The sequence below is a fragment of the Sediminibacterium sp. TEGAF015 genome, from assembly GCF_025997995.1.
In the GTDB taxonomy this organism is placed as follows: Bacteria; Bacteroidota; Bacteroidia; order Chitinophagales; family Chitinophagaceae; genus Sediminibacterium.
On sequence record NZ_AP026683.1, the window covers coordinates 1,429,976 to 1,455,568 of the forward strand.

General features: G+C 35.6%; 34 protein-coding genes. All 34 read right to left on the minus strand.

Annotated features, from left to right (window positions below; translation table 11 throughout):
* Position 1: 1 nt before the first annotated feature.
* The 34 genes from TEGAF0_RS06470 to TEGAF0_RS06635 all read right to left on the minus strand — a co-directional run bounded on the left by TEGAF0_RS06470 (position 2) and on the right by TEGAF0_RS06635 (position 25,592).
* The gene (locus TEGAF0_RS06470; protein WP_264901040.1) at positions 2–844 is read right to left on the minus strand and encodes a hypothetical protein; all 843 of its coding nucleotides are present in this window, start codon (positions 842–844) and stop codon (positions 2–4) included.
* 54 nt (positions 845–898) lie between these two features.
* Positions 899–1,732: a hypothetical protein gene (locus TEGAF0_RS06475; RefSeq protein WP_264901041.1), complete on the minus strand. Its 834-nt coding sequence runs from the start codon at positions 1,730–1,732 to the stop codon at positions 899–901.
* On the minus strand, positions 1,729–3,360 hold the full coding sequence (locus TEGAF0_RS06480) for a serine hydrolase domain-containing protein (RefSeq protein WP_264901043.1): 1,632 nt from the start codon (positions 3,358–3,360) through the stop codon (positions 1,729–1,731). Before TEGAF0_RS06480 ends, TEGAF0_RS06475 begins: the two co-directional genes overlap by 4 nt.
* Before the next feature lies 1 nt (position 3,361).
* A complete protein-coding gene (locus TEGAF0_RS06485; protein WP_264901044.1) occupies positions 3,362–3,796 on the minus strand; it encodes a VOC family protein in 435 nt (144 codons plus the stop codon).
* 18 nt (positions 3,797–3,814) lie between these two features.
* Positions 3,815–4,276, minus strand: coding sequence for an SRPBCC domain-containing protein (locus TEGAF0_RS06490; RefSeq protein ID WP_264901045.1), 462 nt, complete (start codon positions 4,274–4,276; stop codon positions 3,815–3,817).
* A gap of 77 nt (positions 4,277–4,353) precedes the next feature.
* On the minus strand, positions 4,354–4,953 hold the full coding sequence (locus TEGAF0_RS06495) for a hypothetical protein (protein ID WP_264901046.1): 600 nt from the start codon (positions 4,951–4,953) through the stop codon (positions 4,354–4,356).
* Between the two features lie 9 nt (positions 4,954–4,962).
* Positions 4,963–5,319, minus strand: coding sequence for a hypothetical protein (locus tag TEGAF0_RS06500; RefSeq protein ID WP_264901048.1), 357 nt, complete (start codon positions 5,317–5,319; stop codon positions 4,963–4,965).
* 40 nt (positions 5,320–5,359) lie between these two features.
* On the minus strand, positions 5,360–7,345 hold the full coding sequence (locus TEGAF0_RS06505) for an alpha/beta hydrolase family protein (RefSeq protein ID WP_264901049.1): 1,986 nt from the start codon (positions 7,343–7,345) through the stop codon (positions 5,360–5,362).
* A 46-nt stretch (positions 7,346–7,391) separates the two neighbouring features.
* Entirely contained in the window at positions 7,392–8,330 is a 939-nt protein-coding gene (locus tag TEGAF0_RS06510; protein WP_264901050.1) for a proline iminopeptidase-family hydrolase, read from the minus strand.
* Between the two features lie 9 nt (positions 8,331–8,339).
* Positions 8,340–8,753, minus strand: coding sequence for an SRPBCC domain-containing protein (locus tag TEGAF0_RS06515; RefSeq protein WP_264901052.1), 414 nt, complete (start codon positions 8,751–8,753; stop codon positions 8,340–8,342).
* Positions 8,754–8,772: 19 nt separating this feature from the next.
* Positions 8,773–10,104, minus strand: coding sequence for a Zn-dependent hydrolase (locus TEGAF0_RS06520; RefSeq protein WP_264901054.1), 1,332 nt, complete (start codon positions 10,102–10,104; stop codon positions 8,773–8,775).
* Entirely contained in the window at positions 10,068–10,946 is an 879-nt protein-coding gene (locus TEGAF0_RS06525) for a sterol desaturase family protein (protein WP_264901056.1), read from the minus strand. Before TEGAF0_RS06525 ends, TEGAF0_RS06520 begins: the two co-directional genes overlap by 37 nt.
* A 17-nt stretch (positions 10,947–10,963) precedes the next feature.
* Positions 10,964–11,341, minus strand: a complete 378-nt coding sequence (locus tag TEGAF0_RS06530; protein WP_264901057.1) for a VOC family protein — start codon at positions 11,339–11,341, stop codon at positions 10,964–10,966.
* Between the two features lie 17 nt (positions 11,342–11,358).
* A complete protein-coding gene (locus tag TEGAF0_RS06535) occupies positions 11,359–12,369 on the minus strand; it encodes a hypothetical protein (RefSeq protein ID WP_264901059.1) in 1,011 nt (336 codons plus the stop codon).
* Positions 12,370–12,402: 33 nt separating this feature from the next.
* On the minus strand, positions 12,403–13,662 hold the full coding sequence (locus TEGAF0_RS06540) for a S41 family peptidase (protein WP_264901061.1): 1,260 nt from the start codon (positions 13,660–13,662) through the stop codon (positions 12,403–12,405).
* A 27-nt stretch (positions 13,663–13,689) separates the two neighbouring features.
* Positions 13,690–14,313 carry a hypothetical protein gene (locus tag TEGAF0_RS06545; protein ID WP_264901063.1) on the minus strand — a complete coding sequence of 208 codons (624 nt, stop codon included), beginning with the start codon at positions 14,311–14,313 and terminating at the stop codon, positions 13,690–13,692.
* A 28-nt stretch (positions 14,314–14,341) separates the two neighbouring features.
* Positions 14,342–15,406, minus strand: coding sequence for a ligand-binding sensor domain-containing protein (locus TEGAF0_RS06550; protein ID WP_264901065.1), 1,065 nt, complete (start codon positions 15,404–15,406; stop codon positions 14,342–14,344).
* A gap of 178 nt (positions 15,407–15,584) precedes the next feature.
* Positions 15,585–15,929 (minus strand): hypothetical protein, encoded by a 345-nt coding sequence (locus TEGAF0_RS06555; RefSeq protein ID WP_264901067.1) that lies wholly within the window; start codon positions 15,927–15,929, stop codon positions 15,585–15,587.
* Between the two features lie 253 nt (positions 15,930–16,182).
* Entirely contained in the window at positions 16,183–16,785 is a 603-nt protein-coding gene (locus TEGAF0_RS06560; protein ID WP_264901069.1) for a hypothetical protein, read from the minus strand.
* On the minus strand, positions 16,778–17,053 hold the full coding sequence (locus tag TEGAF0_RS06565; RefSeq protein WP_264901070.1) for a hypothetical protein: 276 nt from the start codon (positions 17,051–17,053) through the stop codon (positions 16,778–16,780). Before TEGAF0_RS06565 ends, TEGAF0_RS06560 begins: the two co-directional genes overlap by 8 nt.
* Positions 17,054–17,497: 444 nt before the next feature.
* Positions 17,498–18,397 carry a hypothetical protein gene (locus tag TEGAF0_RS06570; protein ID WP_264901072.1) on the minus strand — a complete coding sequence of 300 codons (900 nt, stop codon included), beginning with the start codon at positions 18,395–18,397 and terminating at the stop codon, positions 17,498–17,500.
* Between the two features lie 104 nt (positions 18,398–18,501).
* Positions 18,502–18,801, minus strand: coding sequence for a type II toxin-antitoxin system RelE/ParE family toxin (locus TEGAF0_RS06575; RefSeq protein WP_264901073.1), 300 nt, complete (start codon positions 18,799–18,801; stop codon positions 18,502–18,504).
* Complete coding sequence (locus TEGAF0_RS06580; RefSeq protein WP_264901075.1) at positions 18,794–19,045, minus strand: type II toxin-antitoxin system ParD family antitoxin; 252 nt, start codon at positions 19,043–19,045, stop codon at positions 18,794–18,796. Before TEGAF0_RS06580 ends, TEGAF0_RS06575 begins: the two co-directional genes overlap by 8 nt.
* A gap of 134 nt (positions 19,046–19,179) precedes the next feature.
* On the minus strand, positions 19,180–19,479 hold the full coding sequence (locus TEGAF0_RS06585) for a HigA family addiction module antitoxin (RefSeq protein ID WP_264901077.1): 300 nt from the start codon (positions 19,477–19,479) through the stop codon (positions 19,180–19,182).
* A gap of 183 nt (positions 19,480–19,662) precedes the next feature.
* Positions 19,663–19,905 (minus strand): nucleotidyltransferase family protein, encoded by a 243-nt coding sequence (locus TEGAF0_RS06590; protein ID WP_264901079.1) that lies wholly within the window; start codon positions 19,903–19,905, stop codon positions 19,663–19,665.
* A gap of 124 nt (positions 19,906–20,029) precedes the next feature.
* Positions 20,030–20,386, minus strand: a complete 357-nt coding sequence (locus tag TEGAF0_RS06595; RefSeq protein WP_346347638.1) for a type II toxin-antitoxin system death-on-curing family toxin — start codon at positions 20,384–20,386, stop codon at positions 20,030–20,032.
* Positions 20,387–20,408: 22 nt separating this feature from the next.
* A complete protein-coding gene (locus TEGAF0_RS06600) occupies positions 20,409–20,597 on the minus strand; it encodes a hypothetical protein (protein WP_264901081.1) in 189 nt (62 codons plus the stop codon).
* 237 nt (positions 20,598–20,834) lie between these two features.
* Positions 20,835–21,545 carry a hypothetical protein gene (locus TEGAF0_RS06605; protein ID WP_264901083.1) on the minus strand — a complete coding sequence of 237 codons (711 nt, stop codon included), beginning with the start codon at positions 21,543–21,545 and terminating at the stop codon, positions 20,835–20,837.
* A gap of 359 nt (positions 21,546–21,904) precedes the next feature.
* Positions 21,905–22,372, minus strand: a complete 468-nt coding sequence (locus TEGAF0_RS06610) for a hypothetical protein (RefSeq protein WP_264901085.1) — start codon at positions 22,370–22,372, stop codon at positions 21,905–21,907.
* 346 nt (positions 22,373–22,718) lie between these two features.
* Complete coding sequence (locus TEGAF0_RS06615; RefSeq protein WP_264901086.1) at positions 22,719–23,492, minus strand: hypothetical protein; 774 nt, start codon at positions 23,490–23,492, stop codon at positions 22,719–22,721.
* Positions 23,493–23,690: 198 nt separating this feature from the next.
* Entirely contained in the window at positions 23,691–24,026 is a 336-nt protein-coding gene (locus TEGAF0_RS06620; protein WP_264901087.1) for a HepT-like ribonuclease domain-containing protein, read from the minus strand.
* Complete coding sequence (locus TEGAF0_RS06625) at positions 24,019–24,312, minus strand: nucleotidyltransferase family protein (RefSeq protein WP_264901089.1); 294 nt, start codon at positions 24,310–24,312, stop codon at positions 24,019–24,021. Before TEGAF0_RS06625 ends, TEGAF0_RS06620 begins: the two co-directional genes overlap by 8 nt.
* Before the next feature lie 434 nt (positions 24,313–24,746).
* Positions 24,747–25,130, minus strand: a complete 384-nt coding sequence (locus tag TEGAF0_RS06630) for an acyl-CoA thioesterase (protein WP_026765176.1) — start codon at positions 25,128–25,130, stop codon at positions 24,747–24,749.
* A complete protein-coding gene (locus TEGAF0_RS06635; protein ID WP_051417388.1) occupies positions 25,131–25,592 on the minus strand; it encodes a PAS domain-containing protein in 462 nt (153 codons plus the stop codon).
* Position 25,593 lies beyond the last annotated feature (1 nt).

The following is a 25,593-nucleotide window of genomic DNA, read 5'->3' on the forward strand; positions in this document are numbered from 1 at the left end:
TTTATTTTAAATGATATTCTTTCTCAATTAGCTGCAATAAACTCGTCGCTTCCATATCTAACCTCAGCGTAAAGTTTCTCAATGAAACCAACTGCAATTTTCTTTGAAAAAGTATATTTTTTAATTCCAATACATAAATGGAAGGCACTTCAGGAAATATAGCTTTATCGGTTTTATACAAGAATAAAGGAGACTTAAATTTTATATCGGAATCAGTTTGATGAAATTCTCCCGCATCCCAAAACCGGTTTAGCGCTTTATTGGTTTCAGTCACAGTTTCCAGATATCTATTATCAGCTACCAATGCTCTTTTCTCAATTCCATAATAGTAGTCTAGGAGACTATCTAAAATATTTTCTTTTCTAATCAATCTCAAATTTCCTGAGGTTTTCATCTGATCAAAAGCAGTACTATAGTATTCTAAATATCGAGTGGATCGAGCTCTTAATAAAAGATCATAAGCCAAATCAGGTGATTTTTTATAGCTGCCATTATCAAGAAAAGTTACTGCAGAATCAAGCAAACGATAAATACCCATTTGATAGCTTGCATGCTTTTTATAAAATGCAGTATCCTTTTTCAAATCGTTATAAATACGAAAAACATATTTCTTTTCACGTTGATGCTCTATGTAGTGCTCTAATTGAAGCTCTGCTAAAAATCCACAAAAGACCGCTAAAAACAACATGAAGAATTCCCAGAAATAAGACTTCCAAGTTTTTGTGCCGTGGTCGTGATGGGCATGATGGTGTACTTCCATATTTTCGGATGCTTGAGTAGGTTCAATTGAAGTTTCGGGTTCAGAAGAATTGTCGAAGATTTCTTCTTCGGGTTGCTGTTCCATTTAGCTGGGTAATTATCTTACAATTTAATTAAAAAATTGAATTGAAGATTCCCACTATTCGGGATTGGGTGCTAACGATCGATTTTTTGTAATCAATGCCACACCTAACCAATACAATATTAAAAATGGAATGCCAGGAATAAAGAATAAGAATAGAAACTCGAAGCCCTTAGGAAAATTCATTTCGGTAAAAAAAACAACAAAGGCAGATACAATTCCTGCAAAGCTTAAAAGAATAGTTAGAATTGGACTCCATAAACTTGAAAGTTTATCCTTATAACATAAAATGGAAACCCATATAATAAAAGTAAATTGAACAAGCCTTCCAAACACCCCCATATTAATTACAGTAATATTATCATACTGCTTTCCAAAATCATCAGCTAGTTTTCCTTCAGCCACCCATTTAGCCAATGCATCAGGATATGAGTAATGATGTGTGAACTCCCAAATTAACTCAACAAATGAAAGTACAAATAGTACAGTAAGCCAAATTCTTCTTGTTTTGCTCATCTTAGCTAAATTTGACTTACCATACACAATAAAGAATGTCAAAAAAAGAAAAGCAGCAAAAAAAAGAAAAATATACCTCAAATGCTCTCTTTCTGGGTGTTTAAGAACAGTAATACTCAAGTCTGGTGGTGCTTGCATTCCAACAATTCCAATGATTGGACAAGCTATTAAAAACAATGGCAAAGCCATACGGTTCAATACAAATCTAAAGCTAAGTGTAAAAAATACTAGCGTGAATGCACACCAGATAATTAGAAAAGTTTGGAATGAATTTGTTTCAATGTATGGTGTATGCTTAGCGAGCAAAGAACCCATGAAGAATGGGAGGATAAGTAACAATATGGTTACAATCGAATTAACAAATTTTGTTTTCATATTTTGGTTGGGTTGTATACAATATTCCTAGCCCTCGAAATACTGATTTTCATTGCATAGGATTTACCCTTCCCTTCTTTTTGAAAATAAAGATTCCCTCCCAAGCCTACTATATTAAACCCATCTTGATACGTTGGTTGCAATGTATATTCTGTATTCGGTTTTAGTTTGATTACCAATTTTCCTTCTTTCAAAAAAACTGTAACGGTAGCATTGGTTTCAGATGAAAAATAGTTGCCAACAAATTTTTGTAAATAAGCATTGGTTACCTCTGGCGCTGCCACTTTGGTATAGCGAATTGTATCTCTTTCTGGCATGATATTGACAAATGAATTGGGTTGCATAAACTCAATCCATCTTGCACTAGCTGTTGTAAATTTTGTATCTGAGTTTGGCTTCAATAATGCATTGTCTATATACAGCTCATTATTTCTGACGCTTATTTGTGCAGCCATTCCATCTCTATCGTTTTTGTACCAGCCTGTATACCTATTCAAAGTAGGCAATTGCACTTTTTCAGTTGGTGCTGTTGAATTATTTGCTGAAGCACTGATTTCTCCAATAAAAATATCTCTTAGCATATTAGCTAGTCTACCTCTTGCGGTATCAAATTGGGAGGTGTTGCTTAAGAAAGCGATGGACAAATCTTTGTCCGGAAAATATTCTAAGTTGGCTCTGTATCCAGCTGTAGCACCACTGTGTTGAATGTAGGGCTGTCCACGGAATTGTTGTATAAACAATCCAGCACCATAATCATTCAACTTTCCATTATTGAACGGCAATACTTCTTTTTGTTTGGCCAACAAAGAAGGCGTCCCAAATTTACCTGACAAATAATAATCATTCCACTTTAATAAATCTTCCGTTGTGGTTAACAATCCCCCATTACCATATGCATCTTCATTAGGCATTAAAATCTCATATCCTGATGGAGTTAATTGATAGGCAATAGCTCTATTTTTCACAATGCGATTGCGATTATCCCTCCACTCTGTATTCACCATTCCCGCAGGAATAAAAAGATATTTTTTGGTAAACGCTGCCAAACTCATCCCACTGGCTCTTTGCACTATAATCGCCATGAGATTATAGTTAGAATTACTATAAATAAATTCTGCCCCAGGGATATTGTTGAGGCTATTTTGTGCAGCTACTATTTCCAAAACATCTTCATTGGTATAGGCTTTTGTTGTTCTTTCCCAACCCGCTACTGCAGCTACTGCCCCCCAGTCTCTTAAACCGCTGGTATGATGCATCAATTGCTCAATTGTAATTACAGCTCCATAATTTTTGAGTTCGGGTAAATACTTTCTGATATCATCCTTTTGTGAAAGTTTACTCTGCTGTTCTAGTAAAAGAATGGCAGCGGCCGTAAATTGCTTGGATACAGAACCAGCTTCCGTTTTGGATGTTAGGGTCATGGGAACATTTCTTTCCAGATCCGCCAAACCAAAGGCTTTGGAGTAAATGATTTGACCATTTCTTTGAATGGACAACTGACACCCAGGATTGGATGGCATATACATGCGCATCGCATTATCTAGTCGTGCCAGGGTATCTTGTAAGGTTTGTCCCAGACCTGTTGCTGTAAGCAGTAGCAAACAACAAACGATAATTGTATTTTTCATTTTATCCATTGTATCGGGGGTCAAAATCAACCATCCACTCAATGCCAAATTTGTCACGGAACATTCCAAAATAAGAGCCCCATGGACTATCACCAATAGGCATTTCAACCTTTCCACCACTGGAAAGTCCATGAAAAAGTTTGTCTGCTTCTTCTTTCGATTCAGCACTAATAGAAATTTTACTTCTAGTTTCATTCAGATTGTGAACACCCAGTGCTTCCGGGGTATCACTTCCCATTAAAATATCAGATTTACCAATTGGCAAAGCAATATGCATGATTTTATTGGCCTCAGATTCCTTGGCAATGCTCCCTTCAAATGCCATATCCTTGAATCGCATGACCATGGCAAACTCGCCACCAAAAACGGATTTATAAAATTCAAATGCTTCTTCAGCATTTCCATTAAAATGGATATAGGGATTAATCTGTGCCATGATTTTTGTTGTTAGGGGTTAGTGTTTTTCTGCGATTTCCTTTAATTTTTCTAGGGCTCTCGGATAGTGATTATTAAAATAATCCAAGTATTCTTCTATGACATCAATGTCAACAGTTACTGTTGTAACTCCCCCCACTTCATGAAATGAATAATTTTCATGACCCCCTGCCCACTTTTCAACTTGCTCGCCAGTTGTTACTTCCTTGTCTCCATCTATAAATCCATAGTGCAAAATGGATACAAATTGTGCTGGCTTGTGCTCCTTTATTTCAGAAACCATGCCCCCTCTTTTTCCATTTTCATCTACCCCCACAAAATAGATTTTGCTTCCTTTATCCCAACTTCCTTCATAAGTAGAAGTTGGATTAAATACAGAAGTCCATCCTTGATAGGTACTAATGTCTTGTAAACCTAACATGGTTTCATAGACTTTTTGGGCGGTTGCCTGTATAGCTGTTGTAAACAAGAGTTTTTGCATAAAAAGGGGTTATCCTTTAAATGTACAATACTATTGGGAGAGTGTCAAGTCTTATGAAGTTTATTAATTGAATTCTTTCAATCACTAATCTTCTTATCAATACAAGGTTTTAAACTGTCAAAATAGGTTTTAAAAGTCTTGAATTCATCCGCTGACATTCCATAAACTGGCATGTCTAATAAGCTAACTCCTTTATCAATAAAAGTAAAACCTGTCCAGTGCGCTTCTTTCTTACTTACTGTAAAGTATTGAATAATAGTATTATTTAGGTAAAAAGAATCTTCTTTGGTAAGTTTGAACTCATTAGGCCATGGCTTCGCTGGTTTAAAATTCAACTGACGAAAACACTGTTTTTGGGTAAGCTCATGAAGTTTAGCTAATGAAAGTTTAAGTATTTGGAATTTAGCAGATGGCAGGAAAATATCATTCGGTCCCGTTTTCTCAAATAAAGAATCCAATTTTTTCCTATCAAAAAAGACACTAAATACAGTATCATACGCCTTCCAGCTTAGATGATTTGTATCTGCTTTAGTAATATCGAATTTTTGATAGGGTCTTTTTGAAAGCCAAGTATAAAGCTCTTCAATACTTTGCAATCTTTTTTGATACAAGGTTGAATCATTGGCAAAAACACCAGAAGAAGCAAATAAAAATAATAGAGACAAAAGTAATTTCATTGAGTCAGTTTAGTGTACAAGTTCATCTTGCTCTACATGCAAAATATGCAATAACCTATGAATGAGGGGCGCAAAAAAAACGGCAGTTATACTTAAGAATGCAACACCACTATACAAAGCATAAATAGAAGAAAATATTTTTGCAGCATTGGATTTCATTTCTACAACAGGCCCCATACCTGTCAATATCATGCATGCCATATGAAAACTATCTAACCAAGATACATTTCCAATGTAATGATAGCCTATGGTTCCAAATAATACCGAGAATACAATTAAGCCTAAAGCAAAAAGTCCATAACGCCCCAGTCTCAGAAAAAAGTGAGGTAAGGGAGTAACTTTTTGTTTGCGATTTTCAAATTTCATTTGGATTATTTTGTAGTGCCTATTATCAATTGATCTAAAGTTAATCCACTGGCATAGCTTCCTCTTCCCCAAAAATGTACTTATTAAACCATTGCCAATTATGCCAAATGGCTGCCAAGCGCTCTTTGGGTTTATTGATGCCATGACCAAACCCTTTATATACAATCAGCTTAGAAGGAATTCCCCGATCCTGTAAGCCACGGTACAATTCATAGGCATTAGAAATAGGAACCCTTTTATCGAATTCTCCATGCTGAATCAAAGTAGGTGTACTCGCTTTATTAATATTGGTCATGGGTGAAGTCTTGCGATAGATTTCCATATTACTCCAGGGAGTAGCTTCTAAGTATTGGCGTGTAAAGGGTGTAATATCTGTACTCACATAATAGGTTACCCAATTAGAAATGCCAGCCCCTACCGAAATGGCTTTAAACATATTTGTATTCGTAGTTAGAAAAGCTGAGATATATCCACCCTGGCTCCAACCCATGCTACCCATTCTAGATGTGTCAATGAAACCCTTGCTATTCAAGTATTCCACTCCACTAACCACATCCCACATATCGCCTACTCCCAAATTGCGCACATTGAGTGATCTGAATTTTTCACCGTAGCCAGCACTACCGCGATAGTTCACTCGTAAGACTAGCGCTCCTTTCTCTACCCAATGCATAATGGGATAAACAGTACCCGGAGCTGGATCTGGAAAATCAATTCCAGTAGGTCCACCATGTATCACTACCAATAGCGGATACTTTTTCTTTGGATCAAAATTGCTAGGCTTTAGTAAAACCCCTTCAATAGTGGTATTGTCTTTGCTTTTCCACTGAATCACTTCATTCACAGGGGTATTCCAGTTAGCGATTTGAGCAGAACTGTTACTCAGTTTTTTCAGCTCCGTATTCATGCGCCCTATATATACTTCGTTCAACCCATCGTGATTTCGACCCAATACAGCAATTTTATCAGATTGCTTACTAAATGATACAGTCCCAACAATATCTAATGGAATTGACACAGGCTGCGTTTTGCCGGTTTTGCTATCTACTACATACAGTTTTTGCTTTGTCTTTTCCAATGCAATAAGATAAATACCATTACTATTCCACTCCACAACATTTTTATTTTCATCTACATCTGTAGCAATCTCTCTGCTTTTCTGCGTAGCTATATCGTACACAAAGAGTCGATTGTTCTTGTAAAACTGAGTAATAGAATCGTTCACCGAACTCGTATATACAAAAGCTGTTCCTTCAGGATTCCAGCGAATAAAGAAGTCGGATGCTGGATTAGCTACCAGTGGTGTGATTTTTTTATCGGAAAGATTAATAGATACAATATCCGCACTGATACCTGAATTGATTAATGGATCCCTTTGGCGATTAAACACAATACTTTTACCATCAGGACTCCAGTCAAATCCGCTGACTGTAAAATTGCCTTCTGTCAAACGCTTAGATACAGGCATTTTAGCACTATCTGGATGAAAGTTGACAACCCACAAATGAGCATGCTTGTATTCTTCGCCTTCTACCCCAAACGCACCAAATTTTTCTTTAATTGCTTTGTCTCTTTTGCTATCTGCCTCTGTTTTTGAAAAGGCAATTTGCGCACCATCCGGACTCCACTTATACGCCCCAATGCCTTCCTCTTCTTTGGTAACCTGCAGGGCTTCGCCTCCATTCAAATCAATTACATACAACTGATTTTTATCGCCTCTGTCGGCTAAAAAGGAAACGTAGCGACCATTGGGTGAAAATTGCGCTGCTGTGCTGCTAGACTTCCCTGTACGTGTTAATTGAATTGGCGATGCGCCCTCACGGCTCATCCAAATTTCAGCATCATAGCTGTTACTAGACCAATCGGTTGAAGTAAGCGTATAGACCATTGTATTCCCGTCAGGGGAAATAATGGGTGCACTTACATTTTTTAAACTGACCCATTTCTCAAATGAGATAGATGCATTTTTTTGAGAAAAGGCAGAGCTAGTAAGGCATAGAAGAATGCAGAAATATAGGATTCGCATGGTAAGTGATTATATATAAATATACTCAAAAGAAATAAGCGCTGGACTATTTATTACCCTTTGCCTCTAATGAATCAATAAACTGTCTGATTGCCTTTAAATCAGCTTCCGTATTATCATTCATAACCGAATGACCTGCATGCTCAATCACAACAAATTTAGCATTAGGTGTAAGGCGTTGAAACTGCTGAACTGTCGTAGGCAGGGCAATATCAAATTCCCCTGTCGTAAACAAAACAGGTACTTTAATATTCTTTAATTCTCCAATCAAATTAATATCTCGCAGATTCCCTCCTACTAAAAATTCATTATTGCCGTTCATTTGTAATCCCAGTAATTTACCACTGCGAGCTATGGAAGAATCAAGGTATCGATTCATTTTGCGATTATAAAATAAGCTGTAATACTTATTTAGAGACTTTGCAAAATTGGCTGTGTCTGAATAATTGCCCGCAATGAATTGCAAAATGGGATTACGATCTAATGAATCCATTTCATACACCCGCTTATAGCTATCTTTTATCCAGGTTCTTGCATCCAAAAAAGGACTTTCCAAAATCAAAGCCTTAGGTTTATGTTCATTTTTTAAATAATGACTAACTGCTAACATGGATCCATAAGAATGACCATATAGATAAAATTCTTTTACATGTAAGTGGTTTAAGAGCGATTTCAAATGAGCTAGCTGCGATGTAAGATTCATCAAACTGGTATCTTCCGAATTAGAAGAACGACCAGAACTTAATTGATCGTAAACTATAACTTGACGATCATTGGCCAATTCAAAAAGGGGCGTTAAATAATAACTAGGAAAACCTGGCCCTCCATGTAGCATTACAATAGGAGTCTTTCTACCGGTACCGATTATCTTATACCATATTTTTCCTCCCTTCACTTCCAAGTAATTTTCTCCTTCTTTGGGCTTGTCATACTTACAGGAAAAGAGAAAAGTTAATAAAAAGCAGGGCAGAAGTAATTTTTTCATACACACTAATCAGTTTGTCTCAGTGTATGTCTTAAAATTATTCAATATAGCCTGCCATCCATTGCGTTGCAATTCGATTGGATTTTGCGTTTCCGGATCAAATGTTACAATCACTTTTGTACCATCACCCGTTTCCCGAAATGTAACAGTTGAATATCTACCTCCAAACTCATAGGTAAAATCTGAACCGGGATTAACTTCTGTATATACGGCAGCAAAATCAAAGCCAAAGCTCCCATCATTTGCTTCCATTCTAGCTACATAATGACCCCCTACATGCATTTCGTTTGTTGCAGACGGGCAATGCCAACTAGAATCTGCGAAATTCCACTTCGTAATATGTTCGGGCTTAGTATAGTATTCCCAAACTTTATTTTTATCTGCCGAAATGGTGGCTTGTACTGTTATATTATCTTGAGTCATTGTTTCAAATTATAATTTTTTATTGATTCGCTTTATCAATAGCCAGTATGGTCTGCAATAATACATTCGCTCCATTCTCCATATCGATTGCTGTAGAAAATTCTTTGGGAGAATGACTAATCCCCCCAACACTAGGAATAAATATCATTGCAGCAGGGGCAATCATACCTACATGTTGCGTATCGTGCCCTGCCCCACTTTGCATGAACTTGGTACTAAATCCTAAGGACTTAGCAGTGGCATGAATGGTTTGCTGTAATTTCTTGTCCGTTAAAGCTGGTTTGGATTCATTCGCCTGTCTTTCAAAAAGAATTTTGGTTTTAGTGGCTTTGGCAATTAGATCAGCCCGCTTTTCAATTTCTTTGAATAGCATTTCAATTTTTTCGGCCGACAAATCGCGTATTTCTAATCCCATTTGAACTTTCCCTGGAATCACATTGTACGCACCTGGCTGCACCGCTATTTTACCTACTGTTCCCACTTGTGTTCCTTTTACGCTGGTGATAACTTCATTTACCGCAATCACCAATTTAGAAGCAGCCAATAAAGCATCCTGACGCATATTCATTTGTGTAGCACCTGCATGATTCGCAAATCCCTCAACCATTACTTCCCAATGCACAATCCCTACAATTCCTTCTACTACACCAATCTGTATCTTTTCTTTTTCTAAAATACCACCCTGTTCAATATGCAATTCCAGCCAGGCATGGATATCTCCTTTTTTACGGATGCAAGATTGAATATTATCGGGGTTTCCACCAATAGCCCGTATACCTTCCCCCATGGTTAAACCACTTTGGCTTCTTTGCTGTAAGCCTTCTTTACTAATATCTCCTACCATAGCTTTACTGCCAATGGTGCCGCCCTCTTCATTGCTAAAAATGATCAGCTCCAGGGGATGCTCGGTCACTAAATTTTGCTCATTCAAGATCTCTATGACTTCCAATGCACCAATAGAACCCAATGTGCCGTCGTAATTACCCCCGTCTGGCACCATATCAATATGAGAACCAAAAGCAATGGGTTTCAAAGCATTGTTTTTGCCTTTGCGTTTGCCAATAATATTTCCTGCGGTATCTATGGTAGGATTTAAACCGGCTCTTTGCATGAGCGCTGTAAACCATGCACGGCCCTCTATATCTGCCTGGGTAAATGCCACGCGGGTACCATGGCCATTGGCATCCATTCCAAATTTGGCCAATTCAAAAATGCGGCTTTCAATGCGCTTCCCGTTTACTCGTAGTGCATTGGCAGCGGCAGCGGATCTAGTTACAGCTTTAATCCCGCCAAAAGCGATAATGCCTAAAGCCGTTAAAGAGGCGTTTTGAATGAATTGTCTTCTTCGCATGGGGGGCTATTTTTATTTGTCTCTGTATTCAGGTTTGGGGATTCTACTCGTTCAATGTGTAAAAAAGTACTTTTCATTAAATAGAGAAAAGATTGCTTCTCTTCTCCCTCAAACTCAACCAACCCGTATTTCATTTTTTCTACGGGCATCCATTTAAAAGTACCAAAAATTCTGTCCCAAAGAATGAATATATCAGCATAATTAGAGTCTGTATAGAACTGTTCTTGCTGATGATGTACCCGATGATGATCGGGCATTACAAAAATGAGTCCAAAAGTATTATTCAGCCATGTAGGATAATGCAGGTTGGAATGCTCAAGAAATAAAAAGATATAAATAACGAAATAGTACAAGACCATCGCATTTACATCTAGACCAAAAATGCCTGCTGCGAGTATATTACCTGTTTGGTAAACAAGAATCAGCTCTAATGGATGAAATCGAAGTACCGTGGAGGAATCCATGGTTGTATCGCTATGATGTACTCTGTGTAATCTCCATAAAAAGGGAACGGTATGCGAAGCCCTATGGATCCAATAAGTAGTAAAGTCGTAAAGCATAACACCAATCAACAGCTTTGCGATGAATGGGATTTCTACTAGATAGAGCAAACCAATTTCATGGGTATTTAGCCATTCTATACAGTACACTTGAATGGAAACAAAAAACACATTCAAGGCTGTTAATACTACCTGATACAGGATATTTTGGAATAAATGTTTTCCTCTGTTTTTAAAAGAAAAAGGAGTTCCGGAAACTTGTTCCAGTGTAAAGAAAATGGCTAAGAGACCAATGATGAGGTAGTTTTGGTCGAGGTGTAGGATGGTATTAAGTATACTCATTGGACTAATATATGGGCTTATTCTTCATCTTCTGCAAAAGTTAATACGTAACCGTTATTATCTTCTATAGAAAATTCCGTTGCACCGTAAAATGTTTTTTCAATGCCTTTTACCACTTTTACTTTGTCTTTTATAGCATCAAAGAATTTGCGGATTTCGGTGGTCTGAATATACAATAGCAATGAGCCTCCATTATGTCTTGAAACCATGGGTAAATCTTCTCCCAAACTTTCAAAGGTCTGAAACATAAAAGTTACATTTCCGCAGGTCATCATTGCCCAAACCAAATCACCTTGCTCTGGAACTGAGGCAATAACAGAAAATCCTAACTGCTTGTAAAAGTCAATAGAGGCATTGATATCCTTAACAAAAATATTGGGCGATATTGAGTTCATTTAGGGTTGATTTTTGCTTATTCCAAATGATACTTTGTTTGTAAAAAAGAAATAAGCGATTCTGCCTTTGCTTTTTGTTGAATCAAATAATTCCTATTGACTTTTGTATATAAAATAGATCTTGTCAAATTGCCAAAAAATATTTGATTTTGAAGTTTATTGTTATTCAATTCTGGCAGAACATTTGATAATATTTCGCGTTTTTCAAAATCAACATATGAGCTATCAGCAAAAATCCAAGTTTGTATTATCGGAAATGCTTCATCCCATACCTTATCATTTTGTTTGCTAAAACTTTCATTATGATCTGCAATTGCTCTGTTTCGAGAGTCATAACCTAAAATGCTATCAACTACCTCCTTTCTTCGAATTAATCTCAAGTTACCTGCATTTTTTAATTGAATTACTGTTGCGTCCGTAGATCTGAATACTGGCAAAAATGCACCTTTAAAAAAATACTCATAGAATTGCCTAGCTATTACGGGATTTGAAATGTCTTTCCTAGCAAGTGCTAATAAAGAAGTCCATGCAGCTTCTTTTTGATAGTTTCGGTTTATTGTTCTAGTTAAATCGCTAGTATCCGCCTTTAGGTTTTGAACCAAACTTTCCACGTATTGAATCTCCCGGTCTCTTTCGATTTTATGTTCCAATTGGTACTCTGCCAAAAAACCACAGAAAACAGCAAGAAAAAGCATTAGGAATTCCCAGAAATAAGATTTCCAATTCTTTTTGTGATGAGGCGCTGCTGGATCATGAGCATGGTGATGTACTTCCATATTTTTGGTCTCTTTAGTTTTGGTTTTGAATAATTTTTGAATCGTCTTCCAATTAAACGGAATGATCATAATGAAAGACATCCAGGTTGCATAAAACAAATTGGACATCCATGAATGCTTTTCATCAAAAACAAATTGATCGGCAAGTAATCGCATGATGAGCCAGAAAAACCAATTCAGAATAAATGAAAGGGCCAACGCCTTTAAAGGTGGCTGTTTGCGAAACAATTCACGAATTTTATTTAGTGCCATAGGCTGAATAGTAGAAATCAATTTACACAAAAATTACCTTTTGCCTATAAAGTCTATGGTTTGTTCTATCCAATCTTTCCTATTGGTTAAGAAATAATCGGGACTAATACCAGAATCTTCATATTGCAAAGCGGTGGAGCCATTATTCATATCGGTTTGATAAAACTCAAATTTAGCGCTTGGCAGTCTTAGGTATTTTCCATAATTGCTGCCATAGGCCAACATTCCTTTGGTTTGTTGGCCAAGAATGAAAACATTTTTTTGTTGCTTTAGCTCCAAAGTAAACAGTTCTGCTTGGCTCAATGTAGCATTATTAACAAGCAAATATAATTTCCCGATTTTCAGATACCCTTTTAAAAGTTTAAGGAACTTTGTCATCTCCTTATCTGCACCTCCCTCATTATTTCTTAAGTCTACAATTAGATTAGGCGCTACCAATTGATTTTTAATAGAGTCGTAAAAAAATTGTGATGCTTGCGCTATTTTAGGATTGGTCTGAAATGAGCGAATCAAAACGTATTGAATTTTTTCATCTATATTTTTGAAAGCGAATTTTGTACCATCTTTTGGCAGATTACTATAATCCTCTTTTTCTAATTTTTTAGCATACACCGATTGAGAAAAAGAACCATAGAAATAAGAATTCACCAGTGTTTGGTTTTGGTATTTCTCTATGGGCTGTAGTATAAAATGCTTAAAATAAGGATGTCCGTAGATTGCTTTATAAGTATGTTGAGCAGTTTCATAAAGATGAATAGCAATATTCCCGCTTTTCCAAAAGTTTAGTTTTGAATCGAGAATTACTCCAATATATTCCTGGTCATTATTTTTGAAAAGTCCTACAGTGTAAAAAGTATCATAGTGATAAATGCCTTCAACGGATTCAATCGGCTTATTGGAAAGAATTACTCTTAATGAATCTAGGTCTAAGGATGTAGTAGGATAATCTTGAAATTCTTTAGTAGCAACAAAGCTATCTATGCGCTCTTTTGTCCTGAATGGTTCATAATTGGGAATGCGATAGAATCCTATATGGTTGTCGCGAAGAGGGAAAATGAGTTGAGATAGGTTGTAGAAATAAGTAAAGCTTTCAGGATTACTTATGGTATCAGATGCTAGTCGAGCATACAATGCATTGAAATCAGCCTTTTTCTCACCCTTTATTTGATCCTTAAATGAGGCTGTTTTTTCAACAAATGACTTTAAGGATGTTAAGTCTGAAAGATATGGGCTAGGTTGGGCTGTTAAAACTAATGAGAGTAATAAAAGAAAGGATGAAAAAATTGTTTTCATGTTGAAAGAAGTTATTAGCACTCCTAATTATTTATAACCCAACCTAATTAATTCACGTTTAACTTGAGCTGCCGTTTTAAACTTTGCTTTCTTACTTGAGCCATCACTCCAACTACACTCGCAACCTCCGTCCAATTTTTTACTTATTTTTTCAAGCAATTTCCAATCATTTCTTCTATTGGATAGGTCATAGTCATAAACGAAAGTGCCATAAAGTGTACCATCTACATCAAAATGCTGCTGCTGCCAAGAAGCAATTACTACTAACTCTTTAGTTTTATCTGTATCCGCATTAGCGAAAAAGACTGTCTCTATATTGGGCTCTCCTCCTTCTGTATCAATTACCCCAAAACCAGTTTTAATGAAAGTATTTTTATCCTTATGCATAAATACTGTCCCCACAATACGAAAATACGTCTGTTGCTCAAGATCCTGCTTTAGCGGTAATTTATAGGGTTGTTTATATAGAGCAATAATAATGGGTATATCATTCCATTTCATCTCTATCACACCATGGGTCAATTTTGCATTTTGAGGCTTAAAGCGCTCCGCAAATTGCTCAGCCGTTTCTCCATCATTTCTTTGAATAACTTGTCCGTTTACAATGGTTGATCCCAATAGAAACAATAAAATGAATATATAAAATCTCATGGTGTATTATAGACTTTTACGAAGAGAATTATTTGATTGATGGCAAGGTAATAAATTGCTTTTCAAAAGTCTTTCCGTTAAACTTAAATATCTTTCCGTCTTCCATCCCAAAAAGCAAATTGTTCTTATTGTCTTTATAAATTGTCCAAATCATTGGGTTAGATAGGTTGTCACTTATTGGATAGTTTGTCAAAGTTTTACCGTCGTATTTCCAAGCGCCTGTATCTCTATCCCCAAACCAAATATTGCCATCTGCATCTTCCTCCATAGCAAAAACATGTTCAAGAGTGCCTGGTTTTGACTTATCTCCTCGTCGAGTACTTGTTGGATGGATTAAATGATGCTTTTCAGAAAAATTAACTATCGTACTACCGTCCATCAACAAAACGCCAATTCCATTATTACCAATCCATATTCGTCCTTTTGAATCTGCTAATACACTTCGTATATGCAAAAGCTCATCCCGTTTTAAATTTAATCTTTCAGCATCATAGATGCTTACCTGTTTACCATCATAGTTAAATAGCGCAGCATAGGTTGCAATCCAAACTTTACCATCCTTAGACTTGGCTATATCCGTTACACCGTAAGAATTGTCAGCTGTTGTATTGTTGGGTTTGGGAAAAATTAAATAATGCATATTGATACCGTCAAATCGATTAATTCCATCCTCTTCCCCAGCATTAAACCATAACTCTCCATTGGTTTTACTCCAATCGTATTCGGGTTGGTTGATATTGGTGGAATAATGTGTAAACGTTCCATTGTTATATTCACTAACTCCCCTTGCAGTGCCAATCCAAATTCTACCCTTCTTGTCTTCTTGGATAGAACGGATTTGATTATCGGCTAAACCTTGACTTATTGTAAAGTACTCAAATGTTTTGCCATCAAAAAAGGATATGCCCTCTTTATGACTTCCCAACCAATAATTTCCTTTACTGTCCTGAAAGATTGCTCGGATTCCAGAAGAAAATTGCAAACTGTCCGATTTTGAGGTCATTACCCATTCTGGCTTATTTGTTTCATTTTCATTTGATTTCTTTTCTACACAAGCAAGGTTCAGTGCCAATATCAGAGATAGGAATATCATTTTCATTTTTTGTTTGTATTGGAATTTTCTAGAATGGAACAATACGGGCAGGATTGGTGAAAGAGTGGAATCGATTAGTTAAGGCTAAATTACTGAAGTTGATTAGTAATGCCAAAGATGAGGAGGAGTTGCTGAGGGCTAAAGTGGAGTGAAGATGTTTGTTAGCAGTTGAAATCCATCAGTCTACAATGTAGTATGTCCAATGCTTATAACCCGCCTTAAGAAATTCTTCCTCCTCATTTTCGTCTTCATTAGGATTATAAGACACTAGTTCATAATTAAAGTTAAATAGCACTTCCTGCTTAAAAGTCAGTCGATATGTACTATCAAGATTTTCGTATTGAAAACTTGGAATACCTATTATATGTGAACTAGGTATGGTTTTTACAAATTTGGGTTGAAGATTGATTAGACCTTGTGGGTATGCATTATAAGCTTTTCTGTAAGATTCAATAGCAACTACAATTTTATTTGCTTGCCCAATTGCAATATTGCGGCTAAAGCTTCGAATTTTGTAACCCAAGAAGAGGCAAATTATAAGTGTCATAGAAATTGCAAAAGTAAAAAATGAACCCTGAAACTACTCAAAATCAGTGCTGTTGAATAAAAGACTTTTGCAAGTCCACTCAAATAAGAAGGGCCTGGCAAAAAAGGTGATAAAGCCAATAATGCTATTATTAGAAGTGTAATTATAAGTTGAGCAAACTTCTTATATGACATAGGCTAATTGGAAAGTGGTAGTTAACGTTCGTGGCTTTTTTCTTTTTCACCCAGAATTAAACGTCTAAAAAGTCCTCTTTTTTTGTAAAATATTCTAATCCTACAACCAAGATTAATGAACATATAGAGAATATTTTCTGCATTATAACTGTCAAACCCAAATAACCAAATCCGTATAGTGCAAAAAAACAGTAATAAGTTATAAGGCAAAAAACACAGCAAACTTTAAGAAAATGGAGTTTGGATTTTATTATATAAATAGAAATTGTAAACAAACCTAATAAAGTCAAAACAATGGATATAGTCCCTATATCATGTAAGGGTGTTGCAATTAAAAAAATAAATACAATATTGATAACACCAATAAATTTCAAAATCTTTGCCCACAACTTTGAAGAAATTTTATTGGCCATATTTATAAAGAAAGTTCCATAACCAATAGATTGGAAAGCCATGCCAATAATTGCCCAAATCCTTCCAGTGTTTTCAGAACCATTTATTGCCTTAGGTGCAAACAAATGACTGAAAAAATTTCCTGACCAGTCAAAACCAATAGAATTTTTGTCAAATAATGACCCACCAGGATAATTGAAAGTTGCAACTATTATCAAAACCGCTGATGTAATGATGCATATCAAAACAAAATATTTCTTAATCAATTTTATAATTTTTAATAAATTCATTTGCAATGACTGCTAACGTTCGGGGCTTAGCACCGTTTGGATAATCTGTGTTAATACTGCTGGCTTGGCCACTAAATCCCCGATTAGCTAAAGCCAAATTACTGAAGTCCATTTGAAATACAAAAGCTGATGGGCCATTGCTGAACCTCCAACTGGCGTAAGCCTTTTGTAAGCGGTAGTATTTTAACAAGCTATCCAATAGTCCACTCTCACTAACTTGCCAGCTTTGAAAAACAAAAGCCATCCATCATCTGAGTTTTTGTTTGAAGTCAGCAGCTTAATACTTAAAACTTTTCCTTTATTATCGATAATTAATTCCTGAGCCAGCTTAGTTGACTTTGGGAATAACCGTTTGATTTTTTCTAAGGTAACTGAGCTATCTAGTGTTATTTTAGGTGAAAATAAGACGTGCAAAAGTCAAGATTTTGAGGATCTAATATTTTATCGGGCTTTCCTAATAGATTTAATAAATCTTTCTTCTTGCACAATAAAGGCAACTTATTATTTATTCTAATAGAGTTCCATTCTAAGATCTCCTGCGAGTTTTGCACCCTTCCCATTGAATTCATGATAAACGCTAAGAAAAGAAGTGAGCAAAATATTCTTACACTATATTTCATAATTAATATTACGTCAGCCCCGGTACAAATGCCGAATTAAAATATTTTGTTAAAGATAACGGTTGCAGTTATTCTCTCTTGCGATTGATGACTTCTTCAAGTCCTGGCTTGCAAGTCAGTAAATGCCAACCACCGAAAACAATAAATATTTTGTCGTGTGTGTTTAATAGTTTGTCAACTGTTTTTATTAAAAACTGGTCTCTTATTTCTTTTGAGGCTCTGCCAATTTTTTGAAATTCTCCATTTGGTTCAAACGGATTAGTCGGTTCAAGTTCTGAAATGTCAAAAGGTCGTTTTAATAACTGCTCATAATTTGATTTAAAAAAACTAAAACTCTGTTCAGTTTTTTCAAGTGCTATCCCACCTTCTTTAATGATGTAATTTTGAACAAATGCTTCATACTTTTTTTCGATTTCCGAGGTTTTTGAAATGCCTTGCCCTTTAAGTCCCCACATAAGACGTTCAGTAACGATATAAGCCAAAAACTCACCCTTTGAATATGTTTTAAGTAATTCTTGAAATTCAAACTCAACTGTTGGGTCGCCGTCAACTGTTTTTATTTTTAAACTATCACTTAATATTTTAGTTAACCCAATTTCGCCATCCTTCAATAAAGCATCTTTTCTTGAACTGTAAACTTTATTTGAAATGTCGCCACCTTCGTTAATTGCTATTTCAGGTTTGAAAGCAAAGAATTTTTGTTCAATTTTTGCGAACATTGGATTTTCTATATCTGAATTATCTGTCAAATGATTAACACCACAAAACACCACCCTTTTTTTCCCGTTTGTAAATTCTAAAATATATGGGTTGGAAGGAAGTTGTCCCATAGAGTCAAGTTTTATGTCTAGGTAACTTATTGTAGGATAAATGTTAGTTGTGTCATTATTTGCTTTTTTGTCAAACTTAGAGTTGTTGCAGTTAGATAATAAAACAGAAATAGAAGTCAAGATGATAAAATGTCTCATAATTATTTTGGTGTTCCGATATAATTGCCACTAACGTCTGTGGGTTTAGGCTGGTTGGATAATCTGTGTTACTCCTGGCGTAAAGCCTATTGTTAGCAGTGGTTTTACTCTTGTATCCTATTTTTCAAATCCATTTGTGCATGCAAGATTCTAGCTATTTCAACTTTACCTATGCTCAGCTTTCTATAGAAAAGTATGTGCTGCCCAGCTTTAAATCCTAAAATTTCTGCACTTACCTCTGGATAATTTTTACCTATAACCTTACCATCTGCTATGTCTTGACAAAAATCTAATAGCATGAAATAGTACTTGTCTGCTTGTCTCTCTGACCAGGTATCAACTGTATATTCCCAAATTGATGATAAATCTTGAACTGCTTTATTTGTTAAAGAGTAACTACCCATTTTTTCTTCTAGCAGCTTTTAATTTTTCAAGATGCTTTTTAGGGTCGAAACTTCTAGCCACACCACTTTCAATACCATCTGTAATAGCTTTTTTGAGTGCTTGAATTTTTGATTCTTCCTCCTCTAAAAGCCTAAGACCTGCCCTTATTACCTCACTAGCATTCTTAAATCTTCCTGTTGATACTTTGGCGTCAACGAAATCTTCAAAGTGATCCCCTAATGAAATGGATGTATTGCGTCCCATTAATTAATATTTAAGTAAATGTACCAAAATTTGGTAACTTTTCAAATTTCTGAGGGGTTAAAAAATCAGAGCTAACGTCCGTGGCTTTACGCTGGTTGGATGATCTGTGTTCCTACTTGAGCAAATCCTTTTTGTTATGCGGCTGTATTACTGTATCTGGATATTGAAGCTAACTGAGATTTCAGTGAATGTTTCTTTTCTTCGATATCAAAGTCATCTTGCAAGCCCAGCCAAAACTTAGCTGAAGTCCCAAAATACTTTGAGAATCTTAGCGCAGTATCCGCTGTAATTCTCCGATTGCCTTTTATGATCACAGAAATCCTTGTTTGTGGAATACCTGTATCCTTGCAGAGCCTGTACGCAGAAATACCAAGAGGAATTAGAAATTCTTCTTGTAAAATTTCGCCTGGATGAATGTTCTTTAGAGGTTTCATTTATTTAAGAATGATGATTCCGTCAGATTTATGCTTAAGAATTTTCTCCGATTTTTGAATTTTAGCCATTATTCGTTTCCAATCATTAATTGGCATTTGAATCGCTAAAATACTGCCATTTATATCGCTTATATATTGAATTTTAAATTTCACAATTATGGAGCAATTTAATGTGTTTGTTAATTATTTTTTATGAGCGTATTTTCTTCTACGATTAATCTTTTCTTCTAAATAATCAGCTATTTCAATGAATTGAATGCCTATTGGCTTTGAAAAATCAACAATTATATCAATGTCACTTTTTGTGGGTGAAAAATCATCTCTTACAATTGAACCAAATAGCCCTATTGATTTAACAAAGTATCTCTCTGCTAATTCTGGCTTTAGTTTTACTAGCAAAGCTTTTATTGCTTCTAATTGTGACATGTATTAAAGATATAAAACCAGATAAAAAAAGTCAGGCGTTTGTGGCCTTAAGCTGGATGGATAATCCGCATTCCTACTGCTGATTGTTCTAATGCAGTAATCCCAAATGGCGTAAAGCCATTTGTTAGCCGCTTATTTTTACTTTATGATTAGCTAACCATTTTACTATAGTTTCAAAATTCGAGTATCCAGAAGCAATATCCATAACAAAGGAGTATTTCTCTTCTTGGCTTGCTACTATATCTAGTTTATTTTGTAATAAAAGCAGGCGCATTAAAACATAACCCGTTCGCTTATTGCCATCTACGAATGGGTGATTAATAAGAATACTTTCGATTAATGAGGCAGCTTTATCTAAAGGGGTAGGGCAAAGTTCTTTCCCATCAAATGTTTGGAAAGGTCTGGCTAAAGCGGAGTTCAAAAAATCTTTGTCTCTGATTCCATTCGCGCCACCGAATTCCGAAATTAGAATTTGATGTATTTTTCAACTTCTTGTAATGAAATCATTTGGCTAGTTTCTCTAATAACTCTTTGTCTTCTGCAAGAATTTTAGTGAGTAAAGCATCGGTTGAGAATTTAGATTGATGCTTTAAATCCAAGTCTTTTAAAAATGCCAAGAGTTCAGTCAAAGCTGTGTCTGAAAATTGATCCAGAACTTTACTGATTTCAGATTTAATTTCTTCTTTAGACATCTTTTGTATCTTAAGCTATAAAGTTACAGATTTTCGTAGATAATTAAATTTTAAAATAGCTGCTAACGTCCGTGGCTTTACGCTGGTTGGATAATCTGTGTTACTAATGCTGGCTTGGCCACTATAGACTCGATTAGCTAAAGCCAAATTACTGAAGTTCATTTGAAATATTAAAGTTGATGGGCCATTGCTAATAGCCCAACTGGCGTAAAGCCTTTTGTTGGTGGCAGTTATTTGTTAATTCAAATTAAGTCCAAATGCAAGCCCAAACCAAGGTTTGTTTTGATACAACCAAGAAGTCTTGTTTTTGTCCAATAAATTGTCAAATCCTAAAGCAACACCAACAGTAAAATTGTTAACTGCAAAAATACCTGATATTCCCTTGCTCCAAACTATTCCATCATATTCTTGTTGCAAAATATTATTAGTATTAGTTGGCGACATAAAAGTATTGCCAATACCGGTAAACCCACCAAAGGAAAATCCAAAGTGATTTATATTTCTCTCAGATTTTCCTAATGGATTAGAAATATGATTTAATACATATTTATCATATCGATAACCAAAATAAACAGCCCCATTGAGGTTCGTATTTAATTGAGAAGGAATGTTGTTTGCAGGACTTCTGTATTTAAGTGGGATAGTTAGAAAATCAATGTCAAATGAGGGCTTACCAAAAGATATAGTCTGATTACCCTCATATTTCATTTCTTTTATAATAAGTTTGGGATTTTGTAGGGTATCAATAATTCTCTTACCGTCTTGAAGCTTTGTTCTATGAATTTGTATTGTTTCATCAACAATATTCAAATAAACTCTTTCTTTCTTGCCGTCAATTTTTTGAGAATAATATCCGTCATTAAATTCTTTTTTGGCTGTTTTTTGCAACATGCCACAACTCGATAGTGCTAAAATCGAAATAATGAGATATGGTTGCTGTTTTAACATAATTATTTAATGACTAATATACCACTAAATGTTTGTCATTGCTTACACTATTTGTTTATAATTGCCACCAACGAGCAGGCATTGCCGATAGTGGGGTAATAGAATTTCGTCCGCCGGAGCTACTGCCCGGCTATTTTGATAAAGTTAAATATTAAGAACTAAAGCTGATCTTTATTCGTCTAGCCTCGAACCACAGCATAGCAGAATTGCCGCTGCTGATTGCTCCAATGTCTAGCCCCACTATTGGCAATACCAATGTTGTACGCCGTATTAGTCGGTCTAACCAAAAGCCTGTTGTTTGTTTTTGTCAAAGCTGCAATACAAGACGCCAATTAAAAATGCTGAATAACTTTATCCTTCTACTTTGCAACTTCTCTATCAAAAACCCAAATACTATGGTGGTCTTTTGGTCTGCCTGTAAATACTTCGTCAGCAACAAGTTCATTTGGGTTTGTCCCAAATTTATAATTAACACTGTTTAAATAATTCTTTCTCCACATTGTTGCCTGCAAACTATTGTCTTTCTGTTCTAATTTGCCTTTGAATATTATTTTCACTCTTCTTGCTTTTCCGTCAGCTGTCATTTTGAAACCTATTTTTCGTTTTTTGTCACCATAAATGTGATAAATTTTCAAACTGAATTCATTGTCAACTTGCTTGATAACGAATATTTGACCTGTAAGTCCGTTTAGGTTGTCGGTTGTGTCTAATTTACTTTTTTGAAAATTTAGCACCCAAGTCCCCGTGAAGTTAGGTCTCTGGGCAAACATTTGTAATTGAAACCCTAAGCCAAGCAGCAACACTAAAAGTTTTAGTTTGGTAGTCACAGTTTTTTAAGTATTTAGTTTTCTAAGGTCGTGTTATAGTTTTTTACCGACCGACAATATTATGTTAAAAGTGATCACTAATTTTCGTCAACACAAAAAGATAAGACTTGAAATATGGAAATGAGGGCTGTCAAAAAATGGCGTACAACGTTCGAGGCTTGCCGCAGGGCTGTAATTGTTGCTGTGTCCGCCCGGTAACTGAAGCCAATTGAAAGACTAATGATGAAGTTAACAACTAAAAGCCAAATAGAATTCGGTCAAGCCCGATATTAGCTGATAGTAGTACAACAACCGATTGTTATTCCGTCCGCCAGCCTTGCGGCAAACCTTTTGTTGTAGGCAATATTTAGTCGTAATGCTCGTTTATTTTCTTTGTCAATTTTATTGCGTCTTCTTGGTTCATTCTTAATACAAATAATTTAGCAATTTCTCCAATTTTCTTATCGTCAAATTCGTATAACTCTTTATAAATTGCTGAAATTAACTCTTGCAAAAAAATATTCGGTTTGTCCTTTATTCTATTATAAAAATGGTCGATTTTATTATAGGTAATCTTGTCAGAATTTTTAAACTCTTGAATTGATGACAGTGAAGTTTCGTAATCGTCAGAATGCTTAATAGCATTATTCACATTCTTTAGTTGCGTTATTTCAAAATAACTGTTAAGTGTCTTGGCATCAATATTTTTATCCTTTAAAAATTTTATAAGGTTGTCCCACTTATAAAAGTCTTTAGTTGACTGCAATGAGAATGCTGCTCTTAATAATTTTTTTATATTAATTTCTAAAAATTTGAAAGCATATATTACTTTCATTTCAACTAAAGATAATAACTGCTCTTCGTTGTAGATAATGTCTAAAAAGGTTTCATATTGTTGATGGTTAATACTAATTTCATAGCGTTCTGCTTGCTCTACTAATTCTGCATAACGCTCTGGGTCTGTTTCCTGCAATTTATTCCATCCGTCAAATTGGTCTTGTGATTTTAAAATTCCTGTTTTGAGTTTATCTATTAATTTGTCAATAGCTATGTCAAACATATTTGTCTTGTCAAGAAAGTATGTTTCCAAACCAATTTTATTTTGTTCTCGTTCGTCGTGTATATTAAACTGATTGTTCATATAGAGTGGTCTGATAAAATTGCCTACAACGTCCGTGGCTTTAGGCTGGTTGGATAATCAGTGTTCCTACTGCTGGCTTGGCCACTAAAGACTCGATTAGTTAAAGCCAAATTACTGAAGCCCAATTGAAACACCAAAGCCGATGGGCCATTGCAGGTGTCCAACTAGCGTAAAGCCTTTTGTTATGGGCTGTGTAAGTTAGCCTTGAAGTTTAATTAACTGTTCAATCATTTTAGGAAGAAATGTCTCTTTTATTACCCAAACAATAGAATAATCTATTCCAAAATAGTCGTGAACAATTCTATTTCTGAAGCCTCGTATTTTATGCCAGTCAATTTCTGAATGCGTCTCCTTAAAATCTTCGGGTAATCTGTTAGCCGCTTCTCCTATGATTTCGAAATTTCTAATTACAGCATCTACTGTTTTTGAGTCAGCTGAAAATTGCTCCAGAGTCAAGCCATAAGTATAATCAAGGATTTTATGTCCACTATCAAGGATATCGTCAATTAGCAGGTCTGTAGATCTTTTAGACATAAATGATATCGGATTCTATGGCTTGAAAATACTTTTGCTTGATTCCGTTTCTCGATACAAGATCTATTTTTCTTTTAATCTTCTGTTCGAGGTAATCGGCCAAATCAATGAATTCAATTCCGATAGGCTTAGAAAAATCTACAATGATATCGATATCGCTTGTTGTTGGTGAAAAATCATTGCGCACCACTGATCCAAAAAGGCCAATAGAGCTGATAGAATACTTTTCCATTAGCTCTGGTTTGAGTCTAAGCAGCAAATCTTTTATGGATTCCAACTGTGTCATACTTCAAAGATACGAAACCTTATAATAAATAGCCCATAACGGACAGGGCTTGCTGCTGTGCTGGTATTCATTGAACGTCCAGCCCGGAACCCCTGATGATTGCAAATATGTAGTTGAAGTTAACAACTAAAAGCCAAATAGAATTACGTCGGCTGGAACTGGTGCTGATAGCGAACAAAAAGATGAGGATATGTTCGTCCGCCAGTATAGCAGCAAACCCCCTGTTGTACGTTCGCCCTTTTCTCTGTCCAGTAGTAGAGTGTTGCATTTTAACTGTGTCAACCTAAAGACTGTTACCCAAGCCGAGCAAGAAGGCAAGCTCTTTGGCAGGTTGGCTTCTGTGCTGTGGGTTTTGTGTGCCTGCCAATGTGCTTGCCTTGCGGCGTTGGCTATTGGAGACTTCGCTTATTGTCCTTTTGTCATTGTGTGTTTGGTCAATTGATTTTCGTTGGCTTTTTATTGTCGTCAATAGCAACAAATGTAAACTCTCCGCTTACTGCTTTTTGTCTGTCGTTAGAATACATCTGTTCAACAAAAATATCAACTCTTACTTTTAAGCTCGTATTGCCGGTATAAGATACTTTACCAACCAACTCTATTATAGTTCCTGCAGGTATGGGCATTTTAAAATCTATTCTGTCGCTGCTAACAGTTACCATTTTTTGTCTGCTGTAACGGGTTGCAGTTATAAAAGCCACTTCATCCATCAAGTGCATTGCTGTCCCACCAAATAAAGTGTCATAATGATTTGTACTGTCGGGAAATACAGCTTTAAATATTCTTGTGATTGATTTTTCAATTTTTTCTTCGTTCATCATTTATGCAACATTTTCAATTGCAATGAAGTTTACTAAATTCCCTTTTTTGTTGAAGACAGGATAACCTTCAATTTGGCATTTGTAAATACTCCCGTCTTTTTTATAATTTGTAATGATACTTTTAAATGGGTTTTGTTTATCAACCGCTATTTTAATTTTTTCTCTTTCTATAATTTCAGTTTTAGCACCTTGAAACATTGTGGGCTTTTTGTGAATTACATCCTCCTGTCTGTAACCATTCATGGCAAATATATTTTCAGTAGCATGAATGATATTGAGTTTCGTATCCGTAATAATAATCACTTTGTTTTCCCAAACCAATGTATTGTCAAGAGAAACGAGGGGTTTATGCCAGTTACCTGCATTCATTATACTTTGCATTATTCTCAAGTCATTGGCTAATTGCATTCTTCTGTGCAATCCTTCTAAACATATATCCCAGCATAAAAGTGGATGTGCCATA